Raw genomic sequence first — 21,532 nt, 5'->3', positions numbered from 1 at the left:
GGCCGCCGCCCGGCAGGCCCCAGGTCGCGGCGAGCACCGCCACCGTGACCACGGCCACCGCCAGCGCCGTCCCGGCGGCCATGGTCCGTCCGCTCCAGCCCGGCGCGGCATGGCGGACGGCGGCGTAGGCGCGGCGCACCCGGGGTGGCGGTGCGCTCGGCGGCACCGCGGCGACGTCCTCGTGCAGCACTCGCAGGAGTGCCGCGCGGACCACCTGCCGGGTCAGCCGCTCCCGCGAGTCCTTGCGCAGCAGTCCCCGCACGACCTGGGCGAGCGGACCGGCGCGCCCCGGGGCGCGCAGCGGCAGCCGGTCCACGCACCGCAGGGTGACCTCCGGGCGGTCCCGCTCGCGGTACGGCGGCCGCCCCTCGACCAGGGTGTACAGGACGGCGCCCAGTGCCCACAGGTCGGCGGCCGGACCGATGCGCTCGTCGCGGGCCTGTTCGGGGGAGGCGTACGACGGCGCCGTCAGCCGGGGCGCGAGGGTCGCCCCCGCCAGGCCGAACCCGGTGACGACGACCGGTCCCCGCCCGGGGACGAGGACCTGGCCGGGGCTCAGCTCGCCGTGCGTGACGCCCTCGCCGTGCGCCGCGTCCAGTACGTCCAGCAGCTCCAGGCCGATCCGGGCGGCCCGCACGTAGTGGAACGTCCCGCGTTCGGCGAGGAGTTCACCGAGCGGTGTACCGCCGACCCAGTCGGTGACGGTCCACAGCACGTCCCCCTCCACGACGGCGTCCAGCACCGGCGCCACCCGCCCGGGGCACAACCGCTCCACCGTCTCGGAGACGCGCACCACCCGGCCGACGACCCGGCGCGCCGCGCCCTCGTCCGCCGCCTCCGGCAGCCGCACCCCGGTCACCAGACACGGCCGTCCGGCCTCGGTGTCCTCCCCGTACCAGCAGACGCGGTTCGTCTCGCGGTGGACGATGTCGAGGAGCCGGTACCTCCCCGCCACCGGCTCCCGCGCGCCGACGTACGCCTCGCCCATGGTCATCCCTCGCTGAACGCCCGGCTCTCACCCTTTGCCAGTGGTACGAGGGGTGCGGCGGCGTGCGTTCAACGCGGGAGCGCGTATTCCGCGCCCCGGCCCAGTTTTGACGATCGGTCAGTGCGAGGGGCGTGCGGCGGCGGTCAGCCCAGCCCGAAACGCTCCGCCCAGTCCCGCAGGTCACCGGTGGGCGCGTTGCCCCCGCACACCACCAGACCGACCCGCGCTCCCGCCCCCGCCCGCTCCAGCACTCGCCGGGCCGCGGGCAGCAGACAGCCGGCGGCCGGCTCCGTCCACAGCTTGGCGTGCTCCGCGAGCTCCAGACAGCCCCGCACCGCCTCCCGGTCCGGGACCACCAGCACCTCGTCCACCAGCGCGGACACATGCGCGTACGTCAACGGGGAGACCGAGGGCGCGCTGAGCGTCGACACGATCGACGACAGCTCCACCGGGACCGGACCCCCGGCCTTCAGCGCCGCGGACATCGCCTCGGCGCCCTCGGTCTCCACCCCCCAGATCCGCGCCTCCGGCCGACGGGCGCGCAGCGCGGCCGCCACCCCGGCGATCAGCCCGCCCCCGCCGACGCTGACCAGGACGTCGGTCAGCTCGCCCGCGTCCTCGGCGAGCTCCAGGCCCACGGTGCCCTGCCCGGCGATCACGACCGGGTCGTCGAACGGGTGCACAAGGGTCAGCCCCTCGTCCCGCAACACCTCCACCAGCCGGAACGCCTCGGCCATCCCGTCCGTCAGTCGCACCACCGCACCGGCGTCCCGGGCGCGCGCCACCGACCGCGCGGGCGCCGAGCGCGGCATGACCACCGTCGCCTTCACATCGAGGGCGGCGGCCATGACCGCCAGGGCGATGCCGTGATTGCCGCCGCTGACCGCCACCACCCCGGCCGCCCGCTCCGCCTCGGTGAGCGACAGCAGCTTCGCCGTCGCCCCGCGCGACTTGAACGAGCCGGTGCGCTGGAGGAGTTCCAGCTTCGCGGTGACCGGCACGCCCAGCAGGGCGGACAGCCCGGGGCTCGGCACGGTGGGGGTGCGGACGACATGGCCGGCGATCCGCCCCGCGGCGGCTTCGATGTCCGTGATGCCGATCAAGGAGCTCACTCATCCTTCCGGCGCGGCGGTCCGGTGATCCGCGCCGGTCCGACCCTCACCCGGCGGACACCGGCGGTCAACACGGTTTCGCCGTGAGCGGCACGCTCAGTGCCGCTGCGCCTTCTGCGGGAGGGCCTCGCTGGGCCGCACCACGACGTGCCCCTCCCCTCGCAGCACCAGCTGGACGGCCCCCCCGGAGCCGCCGCGCAGCATCGAGCCGATGGACCGCGACCGGTGCAGGGAGGTCTGGAGCCCGGCGGTCCAGCCGACCACCGCTTCCGTGTCGACGTACACCCGATCCTGCGACCTCATCGGGATGACCAGCGGACTGCCCTCGCACACCAGGCCCAGCCTGCCCTGCCCGGTGAAGACGCTGTTGAACAGGCCGCCGCCCGCGATGCCGGCGCCCTTCACGGCGGCGATCCGGTAGGCCGGCGTGGCGTCGAAGCACAGCACGTTGCGGCCGTTGACGGTGAACTCGTCGCCGGGGCCGACCTCCACGACGAAACAGTTCTGGGCCTCGTGCGCGAACCAGGCCTCGCCCCGTCCGCGCACCCATCAACGGCAGGTCCTCGCCGGTGACCGCGCGTTTGCGACCCCGGAGATGCTCACGGGGATCCGCGGGGGCGATGTCCTCGTACGACGGCACCGGACCGGTCGGCCCGCGCCCGCGTCTCCGCCTTCCTCTCCGCCTTCCTCCCGCGCAACACGGTCGGCCGGCCGTCACCGGATGCGTCGACTCACGCGGGGGCGCGCAAGTCCGCGTACTGGGTGTACTCGGGCTTCCGTCCGGTGCGGCGAGAGTACGTGCCGGGCGTCGCGGGGCAGACGGGAGTTCGACGACACTCCCTAGCCGCCCAGAACCCTCGCCCAGTCCTCCGGCACCCGCCCCGCGGGCCCCGGCGCCGGCTGGTCCTCGGGGTGGCTGGACGGTGGGGCGAGCGCGGGGCCGGAGTCGTACAGGGAGTCGGCGGCGTAGTCCCAGAACCAGTCCTCGCCCGGCTCGTAGCTCTGCACCAGCGGGTGCCCGGTGGCCCGGTAGTGGGCCGTGGCGTGCTTGCCGGGGGAGGAGTCGCAGCAGCCGACGTGACCGCAGCGCGCGCAGCGCCGCAGATGGAACCACCAGCCGTCGGCGGCCTCGCACTCCACGCATCCGGCGCCGCTCGGCGGCACGCTCGGGTCGATACCGTTCCGCTCGGTCATGCGGGCTCCTCCAGGGGTTCGGGGGTCGTCTCGTCCTCCGCGGCGGTGAGCGGGAGGAGCACCTGGAAACGGGTGTCGCCCGGCACCGAGTCCACCTGGAGGGTGCCGTGATGCTTGTTCACCACGATCCGCCAGGAGATGTCCAGGCCGAGCCCGGTGCCCTCGCCCACCGGCTTGGTGGTGAAGAACGGGTCGAAGATCCGGTCCCGGATCTCCGGCGCCACGCCGGGACCGGTGTCCCGGAACTCCACCAGCAGCCGGTCGTGGTCGCGCGCGGTGCGTACCGTCAGCGTCCCCTCGCCGCCCGCGCTGTCGATGGCGGACACCGCGTTGTCGATCAGGTTCGTCCACACCTGGTTCAGCTCCGCCGGGTACGCCGGGACCGGCGGCAGGTCCCGGTCGTACTCCTTGACGACCTTGATCCGCCTGCCGATCTTCCCGGACAGCATCAGCAGCGTGCTGTCGAGGAGTTCGTGCACGTCCACGATCCGGTAGGGGGCCCGGTCCAGCTGGGAGTACTGCTTGGCGGCGTCGACCAGGTGCGAGATACGGGTGGTGGCGTCCGCGATCTCGTCCATCAGCAGCTCGGTCTCCACCGTGTAGTTGAGCCAGCCGACCGCGCCCGGCAGCACCGATTCGTCGACGGCCGCCGCGACCTGGTCGAGCCAGTCCAGGTCGAGACCGGCCTGCACGAAGGTGGGCGCCAGCCGCCAGCCGTCCGGGATGCCGTGATCGTCCAGCCAGTCGGTGACCGCGTCCTCCCGGTCGGCGGCCTCCAGCGGGCTCAGCGCGGGCGCCTTGCCCACCCGCTCGGCGGTGCGCTCCTGTATCTCGATCAGATGCGCCAGCACCTCGCGCGGATAGGGGCCCGCCGAGATCACACTCAGCTTGTGCCGCATCTTCGCCACCCGCTCGCGCAGCGCCTCGGTGGCCCGCACGGCCGCCGCCGCGGGGTTGTTCAGCTCGTGGGTGAGGCCGGCGGACAGCGAGCCGAGCGCCAGCAGCCGCTCCCGCTGCCCGATCATCCGCTGGCTGTTCTTCGACCCGAAGAACAGTCCTTCCAGCAGATGGGCCGCCATCGGGAACCACTCGCGCATGACGCTCGCGAACGTGTCGGCGGGCAGCACGAAGAACCGGCTGGGCTCGGTGACCCGCATCGAGTTGGTGTAGACCTGCCGCACCCGGTCGCCGAGATACGCCTGCATGGCGCCCGCGTACACCCCGCGCTGCGAGGTCCGGGTGACCTCGACGTCGTCGCCGCCGACCCGCCGGGACAGCACGACGGTGCCCTCGATCATCACGTAGAAGCAGGTGGCGGGTTCGCCCTCGGCGTAGACGGGACCCGGCTCGAACAGCTCGACCCGCCCCTCCGCGCACAGCCGTCCCAGCTGCTGTGGGCTCAGCTTCTCGAACAGGAACAGCGAGCTGATCTCCCGCGGGTCGCACGGCATCGGCCGGCCGCTCACGACTGCTCCAGATAGCGGTGGACGAGCATCACGGCCATGGCTCCCTCTCCGACGGCGGACGCGACCCGCTTGGCGGACTCGGCGCGCGCGTCGCCCGCGACGAACACCCCGGGCACATTGGTCTCCAGGTGGTACGGCGGCCGGTCCAGCTCCCAGCCCGCGGGCGGGCGCCCCTCCGGGGTGAGATCGGGGCCGGCCAGGATGAACCCGCGCTCGTCGCGCAGCACGGTGCCGTCCAGCCAGTCGGTGCGCGGGGCGGCGCCGACGAACACGAACAGCCACTGGGCGTCGACCGGTTCGGTCCCGCCGGTGGCGAGGTCCCGCAGGGTCAGCTGCTCCAGGTGGCCGGTGCCGTGCGCGGCGTCCACGACCGTGCCGCAGCGCACCGAGATGTTCGGCGCCTGCTCGATCTGCTGGATCAGGTAGTGCGACATGGACGCGGCCAGCGACTCGCCGCGCACCAGCAGCGTCACCGACTTGGCGCCCCGCGCCAGGTACATCGCCGCCTGCCCGGCGGAGTTGGCGCCGCCCACGATGTACACGTCCTGGCCCTGGCAGCCGGACGCCTCGGTGAGCGCCGAGCCGTAGAACACCCCGCAGCCGGTCAGCTCGGTCAGGCCCGGCGCGTCGAGCTGCCGGTACGACACGCCGGTCGCCAGGATCACGCTGTGCGCGGCGACCGCCGAGCCGTCGGAGAACCGCACGATCCGCGCGGACCCGTTGACCTCCAGGCCCGTCACCTCGCGGGCGGTGAGGATCTCGGCGCCGAACTTCGCCGCCTGCCGCCGGGCCCGGTCGGTGAGCTGCGCGCCCGAGACGCCGTCGGGGAAGCCCAGGTAGTTCTCGATCCGCGAGCTCTGCCCGGCCTGGCCGCCGGTCGCCGACCGCTCGACCAGTACCGTCCGCAGCCCCTCGGAGGCCCCGTACACCGCCGCGCCGAGCCCGGCGGGGCCACCGCCGACCACCACCAGGTCGTAGAACTCGGCGGTGGGCGTGGTCGCGAGCCCCACCCGCGCGGCCAGGTCCGGCGCCTCCGGCTCCACCAGGGGCGCTCCGTCCGGGGTGACCACCAGCGGCAGCCGCGAGCCGTCCTGCCCTGCCGCGGCCAGCAGTCGCCGGCCCTCGGGCTCGTCGGCCGAGTACCAGCGGTAGGGCACCTGGTTGCGGGCCAGGAACTCCCGCACGTCCGAGGAGCGCGCCGACCAGCGGTGCCCGACCACCTTCGTGCTCGGCACCGGCCGGTGGTCGCTGGCCCGCCAGGCCTGGAGGAGATCGTCCAGCACCGGGTAGAGCTTCTCCTCCGGCGGGTCCCACGGCTTGAGCAGGTAGTGGTCCAGGTCGACCACGTTGATCGCGTCGATCGCCGCGTTGGTGTCCGCGTACGCCGTCAGCAGCACCCGCCGCGCCCCCGGATACACGTCGAGGGCCTGCTCCAGGAACTCGATGCCGTTCATCTGCGGCATCCGGTAGTCGGCCAGGATCACCGCCACCAGGTCGCCGCGGAGCTTCAGCTCCCGCAGCGCCTCCAGCGCGGACTCCCCGGACTCGGCCCGCACGATCCGGTACGACGCCCCGTAGCGCCGTCGCAGATCGCGGGCGACCGCGCGCGAGACCCCCGGGTCGTCGTCCACGGTCAGAATGACGGTCCGCGCTGTGTCGGCGGCCTGTGCCATGCGTCTCCCACCCCGAGCGGTCGGACAATCGGCCGCGGTGTGCCCGTCGTCACCCCGGCCGGCTCCCGCCATCGTATGTTCGATCGCCCGGGTTCGCTCAGGTATGCGAAAGGCCCGCTCAGGCGGTGTGTGAGCGCAGCACGCAGAACTCGTTGCCCTCCGGGTCCGCCAGCACCACCCACGTCTGCTCGCCCTGCCCGACGTCCGCGTGCCGGGCCCCGAGCCCGAGCAGCCGGTCCACCTCGGCGCGCTGGTCGTCGGGACGGAAGTCGAGGTGCAGTCGGTTCTTCACCGACTTGCCCTCGGGAACCCGGATGAACAGCAGCCCCGGCAGCCGGTCCGGTGCCGGGCGGATCTCGAACTCCTCGGCGTCGTCGTTCACCACGGTCCAGCCGAGGGCCCGCGCCCACCAGCGGCCCAGGGCGACGGGATCGGCTGCGTCCACGACGACTTGCTCCCAGACAAGGCTCATGACGGCAGGGTAGGGGAAGATCGTCGGTGACCGCCGAACAAAAGCGCGAGGAGGCAGTGGGATGGCACGTCCGATCACGGCAGGAGTGGACGGATCGGAGGAGAGCCACGCGGCGCTGGCCTGGGCGGCCCGGGAGGCCGTCCGGCGCGACCGGCCGCTGCACGTGGTGCACGCCTGGCGGTTCACGCCGCACGAGGCGGTGGAGGGGGGCCGGGACACCCAGGCCGGCTGGGTGCGGGGGGCGCTGGACGGTGCCGTCCGGGAGATCGCCGGGCGCCACCCCGGGCTGGAGGTGACCGGCGAGGTGGCGGAGGGCGACGCCGTCGAGACCCTGGCCGCCGCCGCGGACCGGTCCGAGCTGCTGGCCCTCGGCTCCCGCGGGCACGGCCGGGTCGTCGGCTTCCTGCTCGGCTCGGTGGGCCGGCAGGTGATCGCCGAGGCCACCGGTCCGGTGGTGCTGGTGCGCTCGGGCGACCGGGCGTCGGCCGAGGCGGAGGGCCGCGAGATCGTCGTCGGACAGGAGGGCGGCCCCGAGGACTGCGCCGCCGTGCTGCGGTTCGCCTTCGAGACCGCGGCGGCCCGCGGGGCGACCCTCAGGGCGGTCCGGGCGTGGACGCTGCCGCCGGTGTTCGCCTACAGCCCCGCCTCGCTCCAGCTGCTCGACGAGGCCGGTGGCCCGGTGCCGTACGAGAGGAAGGCGCTCGGCGAGGCGTTGCAGCCGTGGCGGGAGCGGTTCCCGCAGGTCCCGGTGGTCGAGCACGTGGAGATGGGCAGCGCGGGCCAGGTGCTGCTGGACGTGTCGGCGCGGGCCCAGCTGGTGGTCGTCGGGCGGCGTGCCCGGCGGACCGCCGTGGGCGCCCGGATCGGCTCGGTCGCCCACGGTGTGCTGCACCACGCGCCGTGCCCGGTCGCGGTGGTGCCGCCCGCCTGATCACTCGGGTGCCGGCGGCTCCAGGGTCTTGCGGGCGCGCGGGAGGATGTTGTCGACGTAGTCCTTCACGGCCGTGTCCAGCCCGATGTCGTGCTGGGCCCGTTCCGAGAGGTACCAGCGGTGTTCGAGCAGCTGGTGGTAGATCTCGGCCGGGTCCATGCCGCCGCGCAGTTCCGGCGGCACCGCGCGCACGGTGGGCCGGAACACCTCCCGCACCCAGCGGTGCGCCAGCACCTCGGGGCGGGCGGCATGGGGGTGCCGCCCGCTCGATCGGAGCCGAGAGCCCGGGGAGGGGTCGCCGGGTGCGTAGTCGTCCTGGGTGGCCATCCAGGACTCCAGGTCGTTCAGCAGCCGCCGGGCCTGGTTCTCCTCGGCGTCCAGGCCGGTCAGCCGCAGCAGCTGGCGCTGGTGGTGGCCGGCGTCGACGACCTTGGGCACGAAGGTGACGGTGTCGCCGTTGGAGGAGTGGTCGATCTGCATCTCGGCGACGTCGAAGCCCAGGTCGTTGAGCCTGCGTATCCGGCGTTCGATGTAGTGGTACTTGCCGGCCGGGTAGACCGAGGTGCGGGTCAGCTCCTTCCACAGCCCCTGGTAGCGGGCGCAGATCTCGGTGCCGAAGTCGATGGGGTCGACGGAGGGGTGCAGCGCGCCGGACGCCTCCAGGTCGAGGAGTTCGCCGCTGATGTTGACCCGGGCGAGGTCCAGGTCGTAGTCGCGCTGCCCGTCGCTGAGCCGGGCGTGCAGCTCACCGGTCTCGGCGTCGACGAGGTAGGCGGCGTAGGCGCCCGCGTCCCGCCGGAACAGGGTGTTGGACAGCGAGCAGTCGCCCCACGCGAACCCGGCCAGGTGCAGCCGCACCAGCAGCACCGCGAGGGCGTCCATGAGCCGGTGCATGGTCGCCGGGCGCATGGTCGTCTCGAACATCGAGCGGTAGGGCATCGAGCCGCCCAGGTGCCGGGTGATCAGCACCGGCTCCAGTGGCTCGCCGTCCGTGTCGGCGCGGCCGGTGACCACGCCGAGGGCGTCCACCGCCGGGATGCCGAGCCGGTCGAGGTCGCGCAGCAGCTCGTACTCGCGCAGGGCGGGCCGCTCGGCCAGTTCCTTGACCGCGATCACCTCGTCGCCCGCGCGGGCGTAGCGCACCACGTGCCGGGAGATGCCGCGCGGCAGCGGGACCAGATACTCCTCCGGCCATTCCTCAAGGGGGAGCTGCCAGGGGAGCTCGAGCAGGAGCGCGGGGTGCTCCGGGTTGGTGGCGCTGATGTGCAAAGCCATGGCCTGACCCTAACGGCGATGGGACGGGCCACGGCTGCCCGTCTCAGACGGCCCGTTCCGCCGCGTGCAGTGCCGCGTCCCGCACCGGGCCGCGGTGGACGGGCCCGTGCCCGGGCAGCAGGACGTCCGCGTCCAGCCCGGCGAGCACGTCCAGGGAGGCCACCGCGCGGGCCCGCTCGTGGTGGAACATGTCCGGCAGCAGTTGCGGGCCCTTCGCCCGGCTGGTGGGGTGGCCGCTGACCAGCGCGTCGCCGGAGATCAGCAGCCCGGTGTGCGGCAGGTGGTAGGCGCAGTGGCCCAGGGTGTGGCCGGGGGTGTGCACCGGCACCGGGCGTCCCGGCAGGTCCAGCGGGCCCGCCGCCGGGAACGGCTCGGGCGCGGTGACGGGGAGGTGCGCGGTGCCGCCGGAGCGCAGCGCGTGCACGGCCCACGGCAGCACGCCCGGCCGCCAGCCGTTGCGCAGCACCCGCCCGACCGGGACCTGGTGCAGGAAGTCCCGGCGGGCGTGCGGCACTTCGGCCTCGTGCAGGTGGACGGGCGTGCCGTGGGCGGCGCGCAGGTACTCCGCGGATCCCAGGTGGTCGTTGTGGGCGTGGGTGAGGAGGACCGCCACGACCGCCTCGGGGGAACTGCCGACGGCCGCGAGGGAGTCCAGGACGAGCGCGCGGTCTCCGGGGTAGCCGGTGTCGACGAGGGTGACGGCGTCCCCCTCGGTGAGGAGCACCCAGTTGGTGTCGCTGCCGTGCACCAGATAGGCACCGTCCGCGACCTGCCGCACATCTGCCCGCATGTCCGCCCCGCGTGGTGAGGTCTTCGCTGTCCGCCGGGGGACAGCAAAGCAGATCACTGCACGCCGTGCGGGCGGAACTGGATGCTGATGCGCGGGCCCGCGGCCCGGCTGGTCTTCGGTACGCAGTGCTCCCAGGTGCGCTGGCAGGAGCCGCCCATCACGATGAGGTCGCCGTGTCCGAGCGGTCGGCGCAGGGTCTCGCCGCCGCCGGCCGGGCGCAGCAGCAGATCGCGCGGGGTGCCCACGGAGAGGATGGCGACCATGGTGTCCTCGCGGGCGCCCCGGCCGATCCGGTCGCCGTGCCAGGCGACGCTGTCCCGGCCGTCGCGGTAGTAGCAGAGCCCGGCCGTGGCGAACGGCTCGCCCAGTTCGTCGCCGTAGTGCGCGCTGAGGGTGTCGCGGGCCTCGGTGAGCACCGGGTGCGGCAGTGGCTCGCCCGCGCGGTAGAAGGCGAGCAGCCGGGGGACGTCCACGACGTGGTCGTACATCGTGCGCTGCTCGGCCCGCCACGGCACCTCGGCCGACAGGTGTTCGAACAGTGTGTCGGAACCGCTCAGCCAGCCCGGCAGCACGTCGATCCAGGCCCCGGAGCCGAGGTCCGTCCGGCGGATCCCGGCCAGAGGTCCGAGCCGCAGCCGGTCGGTCTGGTCGAAGAGGGAGCCTTGGAGGTGGTGCATGGTGCCAGCCTACTCTCAAATCGAAAACATGTTCCCCTTCGCGTTTCCGAGCGGACAGCTCCGTCGGGCGGACCCTTTCGATACACCGATGTATCCGATACATTCGCGCATCGAACGGAGGCCCGCCCCATGGCTACGGAACCCAGCACCCCGCGTGTGACCAGGCGCCGTGCCCGCACCCGGGCCAACCTGCTCGACGCCGCGTTCGCGGTGTCCGCCGCCAAGGGCTTCGGGCGCGTCTCCATCGAGGAGGTCTGCGAGGCGGCCGGATACAGCCGGGGCGCCTTCTACTCCAACTTCGACAGCCTGGACGAGCTGTTCTTCGCCCTCTACCGGCAGCGGGCCGACCTCATCGCCGAACAGGTCTCCGGCGCCCTCGCCCAGGACAGCCCCGGCCTCGACGTGCCCGCCGCCGTCGACCGGGTCACCGAGGTACTGCTCCTCGACCTGGACTGGCTGCTGGTGAAGACCGACTTCCTGGTGCACGCCGCCCGGCAGCCGGCCGTCGCCGCGGCCCTCCTGGAACACCGGGCCCGGCTGCGCGTGGCCATAGCCGACCGGCTGGCCCGCGCCCGGGGACACACCCCCCTGCCCGCCGTGCTCGGCGACAGCGACGCCGCCGCCCACGCGGTGGTCGCCGCCTACGACGGCGTCACCACCCAACTGCTGCTGGACAAGGACGTCGAGGGCGCTCGGGCCTGGCTCAAGCAGCTGCTCACCGCGCTGCTGACGGACGGCAGCGGCACACCCCCCAGGAAGGGATGATCGCCATGGACGCCGACGTCATCGTCGTCGGAGCGGGACTGGCCGGCCTGGTCGCCGCGCACGAGCTGACCAGCCGGGGCCGCCGGGTGGCCCTGGTCGACCAGGAGAACGCCGCCAACCTCGGCGGCCAGGCCTTCTGGTCGTTCGGCGGGCTCTTCCTCGTCGACTCCCCGCAGCAGCGCCGCCTCGGCATCAAGGACTCCCTCGACCTCGCCTGGAACGACTGGCAGGGCAGCGCCGGGTTCGACCGGGTCGACGACGAGGACTCCTGGGCGGTGCGCTGGGCCCGCGCCTACGTCGAGTTCGCGGCCGGCGAGAAGCGGTCCTGGCTCGACGGGCACGGCATCACGTTCCTGCCGACGGTCGGCTGGGCGGAGCGCGGCGACCTCACCGCGCAGGGCCACGGCAACTCGGTGCCCCGCTTCCACGTCGCCTGGGGGACCGGCACCGGCGTCGTCGAGCCGTTCGCGCGCTACGCCCGGCAGGCCGCCCGCGACGGGCTGCTGACCTTCCACCACCGGCACCGGGTCGACGAGCTGGTCGTCGAGGGCGGCGCGGCGCGCGGGGTGCGCGGCACGGTCCTGGTGCCGGACGACGCGCCGCGCGGTGTCGCCTCCAGCCGGGAGGCCGCCGGCGAGTTCGAGCTGACCGCCCAGGCCGTGATCGTCACCACCGGCGGCATCGGCGCCGACCACGACATCGTCCGCCGCCACTGGCCCGCGCGCCTGGGCACGCCCCCGGCCCGGATGGTGACGGGCGTGCCCGCCTACGTCGACGGGCGGATGCTCGACATCAGCGCGGAGGCGGGGGTCCGGCTGGTCAACCGCGACCGCATGTGGCACTACACGGAAGGCCTGCGGAACTGGGACCCGATCTGGCCGGGACACGGCATCCGCATCCTGCCCGGCCCGTCCTCGATGTGGTTCGACGCGCTCGGCCGCCGCCTGCCCGGCTCCTGCCTGCCCGGCTACGACACCCTCGGCACCCTGCGGTACCTGCGCACCACCGAGGACATCGCCGAGTACGACCACTCCTGGTTCATCCTCACGCGGAAGATCGTCGAGAAGGAGTTCGCGCTGTCGGGCTCCGAGCAGAACCCGGACATCACCGCCAAGGACCGCACCGCGTTCCTGCGCGAACGCGTCCTCGGCAAGGGCGCCCCGGGTCCGGTGGACGCCTTCCTGCGCAACGGCGCCGACTTCGTCACCGCGCCCACCCTCGAACAGCTCGTCGAGAAGATGAACGGCCTCACCGACGAGCCGCTCCTCGACGCGGCCGAGGTGCGCCGCCAGATCGAGGCCCGCGACCTCCAGATCGCCCACCCCTACGCCAAGGACGCCCAGGTCCAGGGCATCCGCAACGCCCGCCGCTACATCGGCGACCGGCTCGGCCGGGTCGCCGCCCCGCACCGGCTGCTCGACCCGGCGGCCGGACCGCTGATCGGCGTCAAGCTGCACGTGCTGACCCGCAAGACCCTCGGCGGCATCCAGACCGACCTCGACTCCCGCGCCCTGGGCGCCGACGGCACGCCGATCGAAGGTCTGTACGCGGCCGGTGAGGTCGCCGGATTCGGCGGCGGCGGGGTCCACGGCTACAACGCCCTGGAGGGCACCTTCCTCGGCGGCTGCCTCTTCTCGGGGCGGGCGGCGGGCCGGGCGGCGGCGCGGCAGACCGGCTGACCCGGCCCGCGTCACCGCTCCAGCTGCCGGGCGAGCACCGCGGCGTGGCTCCGCTCGGGGGACTTCACGGCGGTCAGCAGCGTCACCGGTCCCTCGCGCACCCACGCCCGGGCGCGCTCGAGCGGCTCCTGCGCCTCGGGCGCGGCCAGTTCCGCCTCGTAGCGGCGCGCGAACTCCTTGTACGACCCCTCGCCCGCGTGGTACCAGCGGCGCAGCCCGGCCGACGGGGTGAGGTCCTTCGGCCACTCGTCCACCCGGGCGGCGTCCTTCGCCAGCCCCCGCGGCCAGAGCCGGTCGACCAGGACCCGCAGGCCGTCGTCGGGGTCCGGCGGCTCGTGGACCCGGCGTACCCGGACGCTCATGGACGGACCTCCCTCGGACGGCGGCCGGTGCCGGGAGCCTAACCCGGGGCGAAGCGGTCCGCCCGATTCCGATCCGGTCGAGCGGGGTACCCCGTTCGCCTGACGGCGAAGAGGGAGGTCACGCATGAGCGCCTGGGACGACCTGCCGGTCGTGCAGACGTTGGCCGAGCTCACGGGCTTGGTCGAGGAACGGCAGGGCGGGCTGTACGTACGGTGGTCCAAGGGGCCCGACATCGACCTGGGCGAGGTGTCCAGTACCGACGAGCTGACCGGTGTGCCCATGCCGGGCCTGTCGGCCAATCCGCTCGACGTCGAGGACTGGTGGCAGGGCCGCCCGGTCCGCCTGTGGGTGGCCCGGCGGCTGTACGACTACGCCCACCTGCCGCACGAGAAGGGCCCCGGCGTCCGGCCCTGGATCCTGGAGGGCAGGGAGAACGGCCGGGGCCCCGACAACGAGCCCCTCGTGGAAGACGTGCGGCCCCTGTGCCATCTCGCCGACGAGGTGATCGACGAGGCGCGCGCCGAGGTGGCCCGCCAGGAGCACGAATGGGGCCCGCTGCGCCGCGGCGCCCGCGGTTGACGGGCGCCACGGGTGCCGGAGCGCCGGGGTGCGCTAACCGGTGTGGCGGGCCTTCCTGCGCCGTTGCAGCGCACGGCGCTCCGCCTCGCCGGTGCCGCCCCACACGCCCAGCGTCTGGCCGGTGTCGAGGGCGAACTCCAGGCACGGTTCACGGACGGGGCAGCGCCGGCAGACCGCCTTCGCCTGCTCGGTCTGCATCAGTGCCGGTCCGGAGGTGCCGATCGGGAAGAACAGATCCGGGTCCTCGTGGTGGCATGCCGCCTGCTCGCGCCAGTTGCTCATGTGACGTCACCCGTCATCGAAGTGGTCTGTACGGTCGGTTACCCGGTACCGGGTCACCGGCGGGGCCGGGGTGAAACGCGCTAGGCCGGACGGCGCAAGGCTTCCGCGGCCGTGGCCGTCACCGCGCGGGCGACCGCGGCGAGGGCGGGGGAGTCCAGCTTCCACTGCTGCCAGTACAGCGGCACGTCCACCTGGCGGTCCGGGGCGAGATGGACCAGCCGGCCGGTGCGCAGCAGCGGCTCCGCCTGCACCTCGGGCACCATCCCCCAGCCCAGTCCGGCCGCCACGGCCTCGACGAACCCCTCCGAGGTGGGCACGGAGTGGCGCAGCGCGCCCGCCCGGCCCCGGCCGCGCCGCAGCAGCCGCACGAACCCGTCCTGGAGGTCGTCGCGCCGGTCGAAGACCACCACCGGCGCGTGCGGCAGCGTCGTGGGCAGCGGCCCGTCGAGATGCCGGGCGGCGAAGTCCGGGTGGGCCACCGCGACGTACCGCATGGTGCCCAGCGCCCGCACCGAGCAGCCCGTCACCGGCTCGGACGACGAGGTCACGGCCGCCATCACCAGACCCTGCCGCAGCAGCACCGCGGTGTGGTCCTGGTCCTCGCGGCGCAGCTCGAAGCAGAGCCGCAGGTCCTCGGGCACCCGGGTGAGCGCGGTCAGGAACCAGGTCGCCAGCGAGTCGGAGTTCACCGCCACGGACACCCGGGTCGGCTCCCCGGCGCCGCTCAGGCCCAGCTCGGCACGCGCGTCCCGCTCCAGCCGGACCAGCTGACGGGCCAGCCGTACGACGATCGCGCCGGACTCGGTGGGCCGTACCGGCTTGGTGCGCAGCAGCAGGACCCGGCCGGTGCGCTGCTCCAGCGCCTTCACCCGCTGGCTGACCGCCGACGGGGTCACGTGCAGGGCGGCGGCGGCCGCGTCGAAGGTGCCCTCGTCGACCACCGCGAGCAGCGTGCGCACCTGGTCGAGGGGAAGTTCCGGCATTCCGGGCGCTATGGCTTCCATCTTCACAGCAGCTAAAGATACGTAAGAATCTTTAGCTGTACGCAGGCTCGGTCGCTGCCTAGCGTCAAGGGCATGTCCTCCACGCTCACCGCCGCTGCCGCCGGATTCGGCACCGGTCTCTCGCTCATCGTCGCCATCGGCGCCCAGAACGCCTTCGTCCTGCGCCAGGGGGTGCGCCGGGAGGCGGTCCTCGCCGTCGTCGGGATCTGCGCCCTGTCCGACGCGCTGCTCATCGCGCTCGGCGTCGGCGGCGTCGGAGCGGTCGTGGTGGCCTGGCCGGGCGCGCTGACGGCGATCGGCTGGATCGGCGGGGCCTTCCTGCTCGGCTACGGCGCCCTGGCCGCCCGCCGGGTGCTGCGCCCCGCCGCGGAGGGACTGCGTACCGAGGGGGAGGCGGCGACCTCCCGCCGCCGGGCCGTGCTCACCTGCCTGGCGATGACCTGGCTCAATCCGCACGTCTACCTCGACACCGTCTTCCTGCTCGGCTCGGTAGCCGCCGACCAGGGCCCGCTGCGCTGGACCTTCGGCATCGGCGCCGCGCTCGCCAGCCTGTGCTGGTTCACCGCCCTCGGCTTCGGTGCCCGGCTGCTGGGCCGCCGGCTCGCCCGGCCCAGCGCCTGGCGGGTGCTGGACGCCGTGCTCGCGGTGACGATGATCGCGCTCGGCATCTCGCTCGTCGTCCGCAGCTGAGCAGGTTCTCGATCAGCGTCCGGCCGAGACTGCGATAGTGATCCCTGGTTCGAAAGATGTATCGAGCAACCAGGAAGCGAGCGACCGGCCACCCCGTGGACACCAGCGACAACGGCACCGAGCAGCAGCATCCCGCACCGGCCCCGGCCGAGCCGCCCCGCAAGGGCTGGCGCCGCTGGGCGATGGACACCCGGCCGTTGCGCCGCCCCGACTACCGCAGACTGTGGTCCTCGACCATCGTCACGGCCGTCGGCAGCCAGCTGACGGCCGTCGCCGTACCCAAGCAGATCTACGACATCACGGGCTCCTCGGCCTGGGTCGGCTATGCGAGCCTCGCCGGGCTGCTGCCGCTCGTGGTGTTCGCCCTGTGGGGCGGCGCGATCGCCGACGCCGTGGACCGCCGCACCCTGCTGCTGATCACCAACAGCGGCATCGCCGTGACCTCGCTGCTGTTCTGGGTGCAGGCGGTGACCGGCCTGGAGTCGGTGGGCGTGCTGATGGTGCTGCTCGCCGCCCAGCAGGCGTTCTTCGGCCTGAACTCCCCGGCCCGCAGCGCCTCCGTCGCCCGCCTGGTCCCCGCCGGCGAACTGGCCGCGGCCAACGCCCTCGGCTCCACGGTGACGCAGACCGGGCTGGTCGCCGGACCGCTGCTCGCGGGCGCCCTGATACCGGTCGTCGGGCTCCCGGAGCTGTATCTCCTCGACGCCGTCGCGCTGTGCGTCACCGTGTGGGCGGTGTACCGGCTGCCCGCGCTGCCGCCGCTCGCCGGCTCGGCCGCGCGGCGGGCCGGGCTGCGGGAGATCGCGGCCGGCTTCCGCTACATCGCCCGGCACAGGGTGCTGCTGCTGTCCTTCCTCGCCGATGTCGTGGCCATGGTCCTCGGCATGCCCCGCGCACTGTTCCCGCAGCTCGCCGCCGAGACCTACGCCTCCTACGGCGAGGGCCTCGCGCTCGGTCTGCTGTTCGCGGCGATCCCGGTGGGCGCGGTGGCGGGCGGGCTGTTCTCCGGGACGTTCTCCCGGGCCCGCCGGCACGGGCTGATGGTCATCGGCGCGGTGGTCGTCTGGGGTGTCGCGATCACCGGGTTCGGGCTGAGCACCAGCCTGTGGCTCGCGGTGGCCTTCCTGGTGCTGGCCGGGGTCGCGGACATGGTCTCGATGGTCTTCCGCGGGGCGATCCTGCTCTCCGCCGCCACCGACGAGATGCGCGGCCGGATGCAGGGCGTGTTCACCGTGGTCGTCGCGGGCGGGCCGCGGCTCGCCGACGTCCTGCACGGCACGGCCGGCTCCGCCGCCGGCCCGCGAGCCGCCGTGACGGGCGGCGGGCTGCTCGTCGTCGCGGTGATGCTCACCCTGGCGGCGGCGGTCCCCGCCCTGCGCCGCCACCGGGTCTGAGTCAGGAGGAGCGGCGGCGCAGCGAGTACTGCTCCATCAGCTGGCCCCGGGTCATCTCCAGCCGGTGGGCGAGGATCTCGGCGACGGTCCGCACCAGTGCCATGCCGAGTCCCGGGTCCTCCTCGCACAGCGCGAGCACCGGTTCCGCCTCGAACTCGTAGGCGCGCACGGGGCTGAAGGCCTCGGCGCCGAAGTCCCACCGGTGCGGCGGGAACAGCCAGGACCAGCCCAGCAGGTCGCCGGAGCCCAGACTGGCGACGGTCACCCGTCGGAGCGACGACACCCGCTGATCGAGCGAGACCGCGCCGGAGCGGATCACCCAGAAGCGGTCGGCCACCCCCTCCGGCTCGAAGATCCGGGTGTCCTCCGGGAAGGACACCTCCCGGGCCAGCGTCATCAGGCGCTGCCGTTGCGCCGGCGGAAGAGCGGTCAGCAGTTTCGTCGCTTTGGTCATGACGTGGTGCTCCTCGCCGACGGTTCCAGTGCGTTGCCTACGCCCATTTCAGCCGCTGCCGGCGCCGCGGGCACCTCGGCGACGGGCGGGATCTCGTCGCGGGGAAAAATTAAAAGCCCTGGCTGGACGGGGGACACCAGCCAGGGCCGTAGCGGTGCCGGAGGAGGATGCCCTCGACTCCGTCACCACGTATGGATGAACCCTAAACCATCTTGGGGTGTCAGCCCCGGCCAAAACCCGGTTACGTGACCTGTTTCACTCGGGTTTCCTCCGTGTTTCGGGCGCGTGACGCTCAGGAGCGGGCCACCACGCGGATCGTCTCCAGTGACGGATCGGCTGCGTCCGGCAGATTCATGCCCGCCGCCAGTCCCGTGCGCAGATAGCGCAGGACGGGTTCGCGCAGCCGCTCGCCGGGCAGGACCGCCGGGACCCCGGGCGGGTACGGTGTGATCATCTCCGTGGCGATCCGGCCGTCCGCCGCGCCGAGCGGCACCGCCTCGGCCGGTCCGAAGAAGGCGTCGCGCGGCAGCACGGCCTGCTCCATCCGTAGCTCGGCCGCCTCCGGCACCGCCACGCGCGGAGCCCCCTCCAGCTCCGGCGCGGACCGCGCCAGCTCCTTGAGCGCGGACAGCAGTTCGCCCGCCGTCTCCCGGTCGTCGGCGTGCGCGGCGCCACGGGCCTGCTTGTGACCCGGCGGGGTGAACGACAGACGCCCGCTGCGACGGTACTCGGCGAGGGCTTCCAGTACGGGTGCCCGGGTGCGATCGGCTGACATGGCACTTCGGGTGCCCGGAGCCCCCGCGGGCCGATCGGGCCGCTCGGCCGTCCCGCCCGGTCAGGCGGGTGAGTCCTCCTCCGGGTGCCTGCCGGGCGTGAGGATCTCGTCCAGTACTCCGATCACCGCCTTGTAGGCCAGCGCACGCACGGCGGCGTCCCGGGCGCCGTCCGGTTCGGCCGGGCGCAGAGCCTCGCTGCGCTCCCGCCACGCGCGCTCCTCCCGCAGGGCCCACGCCCTGCCGCGCTGGATGCGCCGTACCAGCTCGTCTGAGTCCACGACATCGGTCATGACGTCCGCGTACCCCGCATCGCGGTCTCGATGGCGGCTTCGGCGGCGGGTCCCGCACGCGGTTCCGGTCCGCCGGTTGGTTTGGGTCCGGCCTCGATGGTCAGCCGAAAAGGGGGGCAATCGGATAAAACGCCGTGTTCTTGTCCTTGTCTTCGTCCTTTCCCTTTCCCGGCCGACCAGTCAGGGAGTGAGAGAAGTGAGCATCCAGTACTCGCCCGAGCGCCTCGACGGCCCCCCCGGCCGTCCCGGACCCGACTGCCCGGGCACCTGCCATCCGGCCGATGTGCGCGGGGCCGTACGGCGCGTGGTGGACAGGCGGTGCAGGGCCACCGGAAGGCGCTGCGACGCGGACGGCCTGGCCGACGCGCTGCTGGTCGCCTCCGAGCTGACCACCAATGCCATCCTGCACGGCGGCGGGATCACCGAAGTGGACGTCGACGCCGTCGAGCACGGCGTGCGGGTGTCGGTGAGCGACCGCAGCGACCGACTCCCCGAGGTCAGGCCGCCGGTCGACGCCCAGGGGCGACGGCGCCCCGGCGGCCGGGGCTGGCCGATCGTCTGCCGGCTGGCGCGTGACGTGCGGGTCACCGGCCTGCCCGAGGGCGGCAAGCGCATCACCGCCGAGGTGGACGTCTTCTGAGCGGTCGCGGGCTCTTGGACGGCTGCCCGGGTTTGCACCCGGGGTGACCGGGCAGGCGCATTTTCGTGCTTCGGACCGGAGGCGCGCCAGCGGGGAGTGGTCTGCGCTCCGGGGCCTCCGGGTCGACCGGAGCGGCACCCTTCCCCGCGGTCAAGTCAGTCCCGAGAAAGTCGCTGAAAAGACCGTTCAGGAGCGATTCCGCATGCGCATCGACACGTCGGCCAGCCGTACCACCACTTCCGGGCACCCCGCGCACACCAATCGACGACCGCACGACGACGCCCCCGAGACCGCCGAACTCTTCGCCCGGCTGGCCGAACTGCCGGACGGCCCCGAGCGGGACGCCGCGCGCGACGAACTCGTCACTGCCTGGCTGCCCATGGCCCACCGGATCGCCGGCCGGTTCCGCGACCGGGGCGAGTCCGTCGAGGACCTGCGCCAGGTGGCGGCCCTGGGCCTCGTGAAGGCCATCGACCGCTACGACCCCGAGCGCGGCGCCTTCGAGAGCTACGCCGTCCCCACCATCACCGGCGAGGTCAAGCGCCACTTCCGGGACCGCATGTGGGCGCTGCGTGTGCCGCGCCGCGTGCAGGAGCTGCGCAACAAGGTGCGGGTGGCCCGCCGCGAACTGGCCCAGAGCCCCGGTACCCGGGAACCCACCATCGCCGAGATCGCCGCCCACACCGGCCTGACCGAGGAGGAGGTCAGCACCGGGATCGAGGCCCTGGAGAGCTTCAGCACCCTCTCCCTCGACGCCGAACTCTCCTCCGACGAGGACGGCTACAGCCTCGCCGACACCCTCGGCGCGCCGGACTCCTCGTACGACATCGTGGTGGACCGGGAGTCCGCCAAGGAGTGCCTGCGCAACCTGCCCGAACGTGAACGGGCCATCCTCTACATGCGGTTCTTCGAGGACATGACGCAGAGCCGGATCGCCGACCGGCTCGGCATCTCCCAGATGCACGTGTCCCGGCTCATCAGCCGCAGTTGCGCCCGCGTCCGGGACGAGGCGATGGGCCGGCGCGGCACCGGGCGGACGGGTGCGAACCGCACGGCCGGGTCCGGATCGTGCAACGGGCGGCGCCGGCGTCTCTGAAGAACACGTCGGCGACGGGAAGGCGAGAAGGGCGAGAACGGGGGGGCCGGTCCGAAGACCGGCCCCCCCCGTTCGCCGTGCTCACGCCTTCGCGCGAAGAGTGCCGTCAGGACACCCCGCGGCCCGACCCCTCGACGTACTCCCGCACCTGCTCAGGAGTCATGTAGGCGTCGGTGTACTCGAAGTCCTTCAGCTTCGCGGGCTTGCGCGCCTGGAAGCCGGTGCGCACGAAGTCGTCCCCGGCGACGGCGTTGAGCACCCAGTTGGTCAGCACCCGGGTCTTGGCCACGTTGGTGCGCAGCGCGGACCAGTGGTAGCCGCGCGCCACGGCCTGGGCGGGCAGTCCGTGCAGCTCGATGCCGAGCGGCTTGGAGACCGCGTCCTTGCCGCCCAGGTCGACGACGAGCCCGAGGTCCTTGTGGATGTACGGCTCCATGGACTGCCCGCGCAGCGTCGCGATGACGTTGTCCGCGACCTTGCGGCCCTGCCGCATGGCGTGCTGCGCGGTGGGCGGGCAGACGTTGCCCAGGCCCTTGGCCACGTCCGGCACGGCGGCGGCGTCGCCGAGCGCGAAGACCCCGTCGTGGCCCGGCAGGCTCATCTCGGCGTTGACCGCGAGCCGCCCGCGCACCGTCTCCGCGCCCAGCGTCGCGATGAGCGGGCTCGCCACCACCCCGGCCGTCCAGATCAGGGTGCGGGTGGGGATCACCCGGCCGTCGGTGAAGGTGACCTCCTCCGGGCCCGCCTTCTCGATGGACACCCCGAGCGAGACCTCGATGCCCCGCCGCTGCAGCACTTCCATGGCGCTGCGGCCGAGCTTGTCGCCCAGTTCGGGCATCAGCTTGGGCGCGATGTCGATCAGGTGCCACTTGATCAGACGCGGGTCCAGCCGCGGATAGCGTTTCACCGCGCTGTGGGTGAGCCGCTGCAGGCAGGCGGCGG

Annotated in this window: 23 protein-coding genes and 2 pseudogenes; 8 read left to right on the top strand and 17 right to left on the bottom strand. The window is 73.5% G+C overall.

From position 1 onward, the window contains the following. The 7 genes and pseudogenes from CCN42_RS17650 to CCN42_RS17620 form a co-directional block, all read right to left on the bottom strand. Positions 1-994 (bottom strand): serine/threonine-protein kinase (locus tag CCN42_RS17650; RefSeq protein ID WP_143661937.1); only part of this gene is annotated, 994 nt, incomplete at its 3' end. A gap of 137 nt (positions 995-1,131) precedes the next feature. Beyond that, positions 1,132-2,091 (bottom strand): threonine/serine dehydratase family protein, encoded by a 960-nt coding sequence (locus CCN42_RS17645; RefSeq protein WP_086736870.1) that lies wholly within the window; start codon positions 2,089-2,091, stop codon positions 1,132-1,134. Between the two features lie 105 nt (positions 2,092-2,196). Next, positions 2,197-2,683: pseudogene (locus CCN42_RS17640) on the bottom strand (AIM24 family protein); the annotation flags it as partial. Between the two features lie 257 nt (positions 2,684-2,940). Further along, positions 2,941-3,294, bottom strand: coding sequence for a UBP-type zinc finger domain-containing protein (locus tag CCN42_RS17635; RefSeq protein WP_086736868.1), 354 nt, complete (start codon positions 3,292-3,294; stop codon positions 2,941-2,943). Further along, positions 3,291-4,745, bottom strand: a complete 1,455-nt coding sequence (locus CCN42_RS17630) for an ATP-binding protein (RefSeq protein WP_211294733.1) — start codon at positions 4,743-4,745, stop codon at positions 3,291-3,293. Before CCN42_RS17630 ends, CCN42_RS17635 begins: the two co-directional genes overlap by 4 nt. Before the next feature lie 11 nt (positions 4,746-4,756). After that, positions 4,757-6,433, bottom strand: a complete 1,677-nt coding sequence (locus CCN42_RS17625; RefSeq protein ID WP_086736864.1) for an NAD(P)/FAD-dependent oxidoreductase — start codon at positions 6,431-6,433, stop codon at positions 4,757-4,759. 118 nt (positions 6,434-6,551) lie between these two features. Continuing rightward, on the bottom strand, positions 6,552-6,905 hold the full coding sequence (locus CCN42_RS17620) for a VOC family protein (RefSeq protein WP_086736862.1): 354 nt from the start codon (positions 6,903-6,905) through the stop codon (positions 6,552-6,554). A gap of 61 nt (positions 6,906-6,966) precedes the next feature. On the opposite strand from CCN42_RS17620, the gene CCN42_RS17615 reads away from it, so the two are divergent. Beyond that, positions 6,967-7,836: a universal stress protein gene (locus CCN42_RS17615; protein WP_086736860.1), complete on the top strand. Its 870-nt coding sequence runs from the start codon at positions 6,967-6,969 to the stop codon at positions 7,834-7,836. On the opposite strand, the gene CCN42_RS17610 is transcribed toward CCN42_RS17615, so the two are convergent. The 3 genes from CCN42_RS17610 to CCN42_RS17600 are packed head-to-tail and all read right to left on the bottom strand — an operon-like array spanning position 7,837 to position 10,578. Continuing rightward, positions 7,837-9,111 carry a DUF4032 domain-containing protein gene (locus CCN42_RS17610; RefSeq protein WP_086736858.1) on the bottom strand — a complete coding sequence of 425 codons (1,275 nt, stop codon included), beginning with the start codon at positions 9,109-9,111 and terminating at the stop codon, positions 7,837-7,839. A gap of 43 nt (positions 9,112-9,154) precedes the next feature. Next, positions 9,155-9,901 (bottom strand): MBL fold metallo-hydrolase, encoded by a 747-nt coding sequence (locus CCN42_RS17605; protein WP_086736857.1) that lies wholly within the window; start codon positions 9,899-9,901, stop codon positions 9,155-9,157. A gap of 53 nt (positions 9,902-9,954) precedes the next feature. Continuing rightward, positions 9,955-10,578, bottom strand: a complete 624-nt coding sequence (locus CCN42_RS17600) for an alpha-ketoglutarate-dependent dioxygenase AlkB (protein WP_086736855.1) — start codon at positions 10,576-10,578, stop codon at positions 9,955-9,957. Between the two features lie 129 nt (positions 10,579-10,707). Here CCN42_RS17600 and CCN42_RS17595 point away from each other — a divergent pair, with 129 nt between their 5' ends. Then, the gene (locus tag CCN42_RS17595) at positions 10,708-11,343 is read left to right on the top strand and encodes a TetR/AcrR family transcriptional regulator (RefSeq protein ID WP_086736853.1); all 636 of its coding nucleotides are present in this window, start codon (positions 10,708-10,710) and stop codon (positions 11,341-11,343) included. Positions 11,344-11,348: 5 nt separating this feature from the next. Continuing rightward, positions 11,349-13,022, top strand: a complete 1,674-nt coding sequence (locus CCN42_RS17590; protein WP_086736872.1) for an FAD-binding dehydrogenase — start codon at positions 11,349-11,351, stop codon at positions 13,020-13,022. An 11-nt stretch (positions 13,023-13,033) separates the two neighbouring features. Here CCN42_RS17590 and CCN42_RS17585 read toward each other — a convergent pair whose 3' ends face one another. Beyond that, positions 13,034-13,384 carry a DUF488 domain-containing protein gene (locus CCN42_RS17585; protein WP_086736851.1) on the bottom strand — a complete coding sequence of 117 codons (351 nt, stop codon included), beginning with the start codon at positions 13,382-13,384 and terminating at the stop codon, positions 13,034-13,036. Positions 13,385-13,508: 124 nt separating this feature from the next. Between CCN42_RS17585 and CCN42_RS17580 the strand changes: the two genes are divergently transcribed. Then, on the top strand, positions 13,509-13,964 hold the full coding sequence (locus CCN42_RS17580) for a DUF6098 family protein (RefSeq protein ID WP_086736849.1): 456 nt from the start codon (positions 13,509-13,511) through the stop codon (positions 13,962-13,964). 33 nt (positions 13,965-13,997) lie between these two features. On the opposite strand, the gene CCN42_RS17575 is transcribed toward CCN42_RS17580, so the two are convergent. Both CCN42_RS17575 and CCN42_RS17570 read right to left on the bottom strand, forming a co-directional pair. Further along, positions 13,998-14,246 carry a WhiB family transcriptional regulator gene (locus CCN42_RS17575; RefSeq protein ID WP_086170122.1) on the bottom strand — a complete coding sequence of 83 codons (249 nt, stop codon included), beginning with the start codon at positions 14,244-14,246 and terminating at the stop codon, positions 13,998-14,000. An 80-nt stretch (positions 14,247-14,326) separates the two neighbouring features. Then, positions 14,327-15,229: a LysR family transcriptional regulator ArgP gene (locus CCN42_RS17570; protein WP_086736847.1), complete on the bottom strand. Its 903-nt coding sequence runs from the start codon at positions 15,227-15,229 to the stop codon at positions 14,327-14,329. 93 nt (positions 15,230-15,322) lie between these two features. On the opposite strand from CCN42_RS17570, the gene CCN42_RS17565 reads away from it, so the two are divergent. Both CCN42_RS17565 and CCN42_RS17560 read left to right on the top strand, forming a co-directional pair. Continuing rightward, entirely contained in the window at positions 15,323-15,940 is a 618-nt protein-coding gene (locus CCN42_RS17565) for a LysE/ArgO family amino acid transporter (RefSeq protein WP_086736846.1), read from the top strand. 56 nt (positions 15,941-15,996) lie between these two features. Continuing rightward, complete coding sequence (locus tag CCN42_RS17560) at positions 15,997-17,334, top strand: MFS transporter (protein WP_086736844.1); 1,338 nt, start codon at positions 15,997-15,999, stop codon at positions 17,332-17,334. Between the two features lies 1 nt (position 17,335). Here CCN42_RS17560 and CCN42_RS17555 read toward each other — a convergent pair whose 3' ends face one another. From CCN42_RS17555 to CCN42_RS17545, 3 genes and pseudogenes are all read right to left on the bottom strand, one after another. Next, on the bottom strand, positions 17,336-17,788 hold the full coding sequence (locus CCN42_RS17555; protein ID WP_086736842.1) for a cyclic nucleotide-binding domain-containing protein: 453 nt from the start codon (positions 17,786-17,788) through the stop codon (positions 17,336-17,338). 292 nt (positions 17,789-18,080) lie between these two features. Then, positions 18,081-18,452 (bottom strand): annotated as a pseudogene (locus tag CCN42_RS17550) (Orn/Lys/Arg family decarboxylase); the annotation flags it as partial. Between the two features lie 171 nt (positions 18,453-18,623). Continuing rightward, the gene (locus CCN42_RS17545; RefSeq protein ID WP_086736838.1) at positions 18,624-18,854 is read right to left on the bottom strand and encodes a hypothetical protein; all 231 of its coding nucleotides are present in this window, start codon (positions 18,852-18,854) and stop codon (positions 18,624-18,626) included. A gap of 196 nt (positions 18,855-19,050) precedes the next feature. Between CCN42_RS17545 and CCN42_RS17540 the strand changes: the two genes are divergently transcribed. Beyond that, a complete protein-coding gene (locus tag CCN42_RS17540) occupies positions 19,051-19,494 on the top strand; it encodes an ATP-binding protein (RefSeq protein ID WP_086736836.1) in 444 nt (147 codons plus the stop codon). Positions 19,495-19,696: 202 nt separating this feature from the next. Beyond that, on the top strand, positions 19,697-20,590 hold the full coding sequence (locus CCN42_RS17535; RefSeq protein ID WP_086736834.1) for an RNA polymerase sigma factor SigF: 894 nt from the start codon (positions 19,697-19,699) through the stop codon (positions 20,588-20,590). 106 nt (positions 20,591-20,696) lie between these two features. On the opposite strand, the gene CCN42_RS17530 is transcribed toward CCN42_RS17535, so the two are convergent. Beyond that, positions 20,697-21,532, bottom strand: an 836-nt coding sequence (locus tag CCN42_RS17530; protein WP_158102099.1) for an NAD(P)/FAD-dependent oxidoreductase, incomplete at its 5' end; no start/stop codon positions are given.

It is taken from the genome of Streptomyces glaucescens (genome assembly GCF_002154375.1).
Lineage (GTDB): Bacteria > Actinomycetota > Actinomycetes > Streptomycetales > Streptomycetaceae > Streptomyces > Streptomyces glaucescens.
This window is presented reverse-complemented; position numbering and strand designations above follow the sequence as displayed.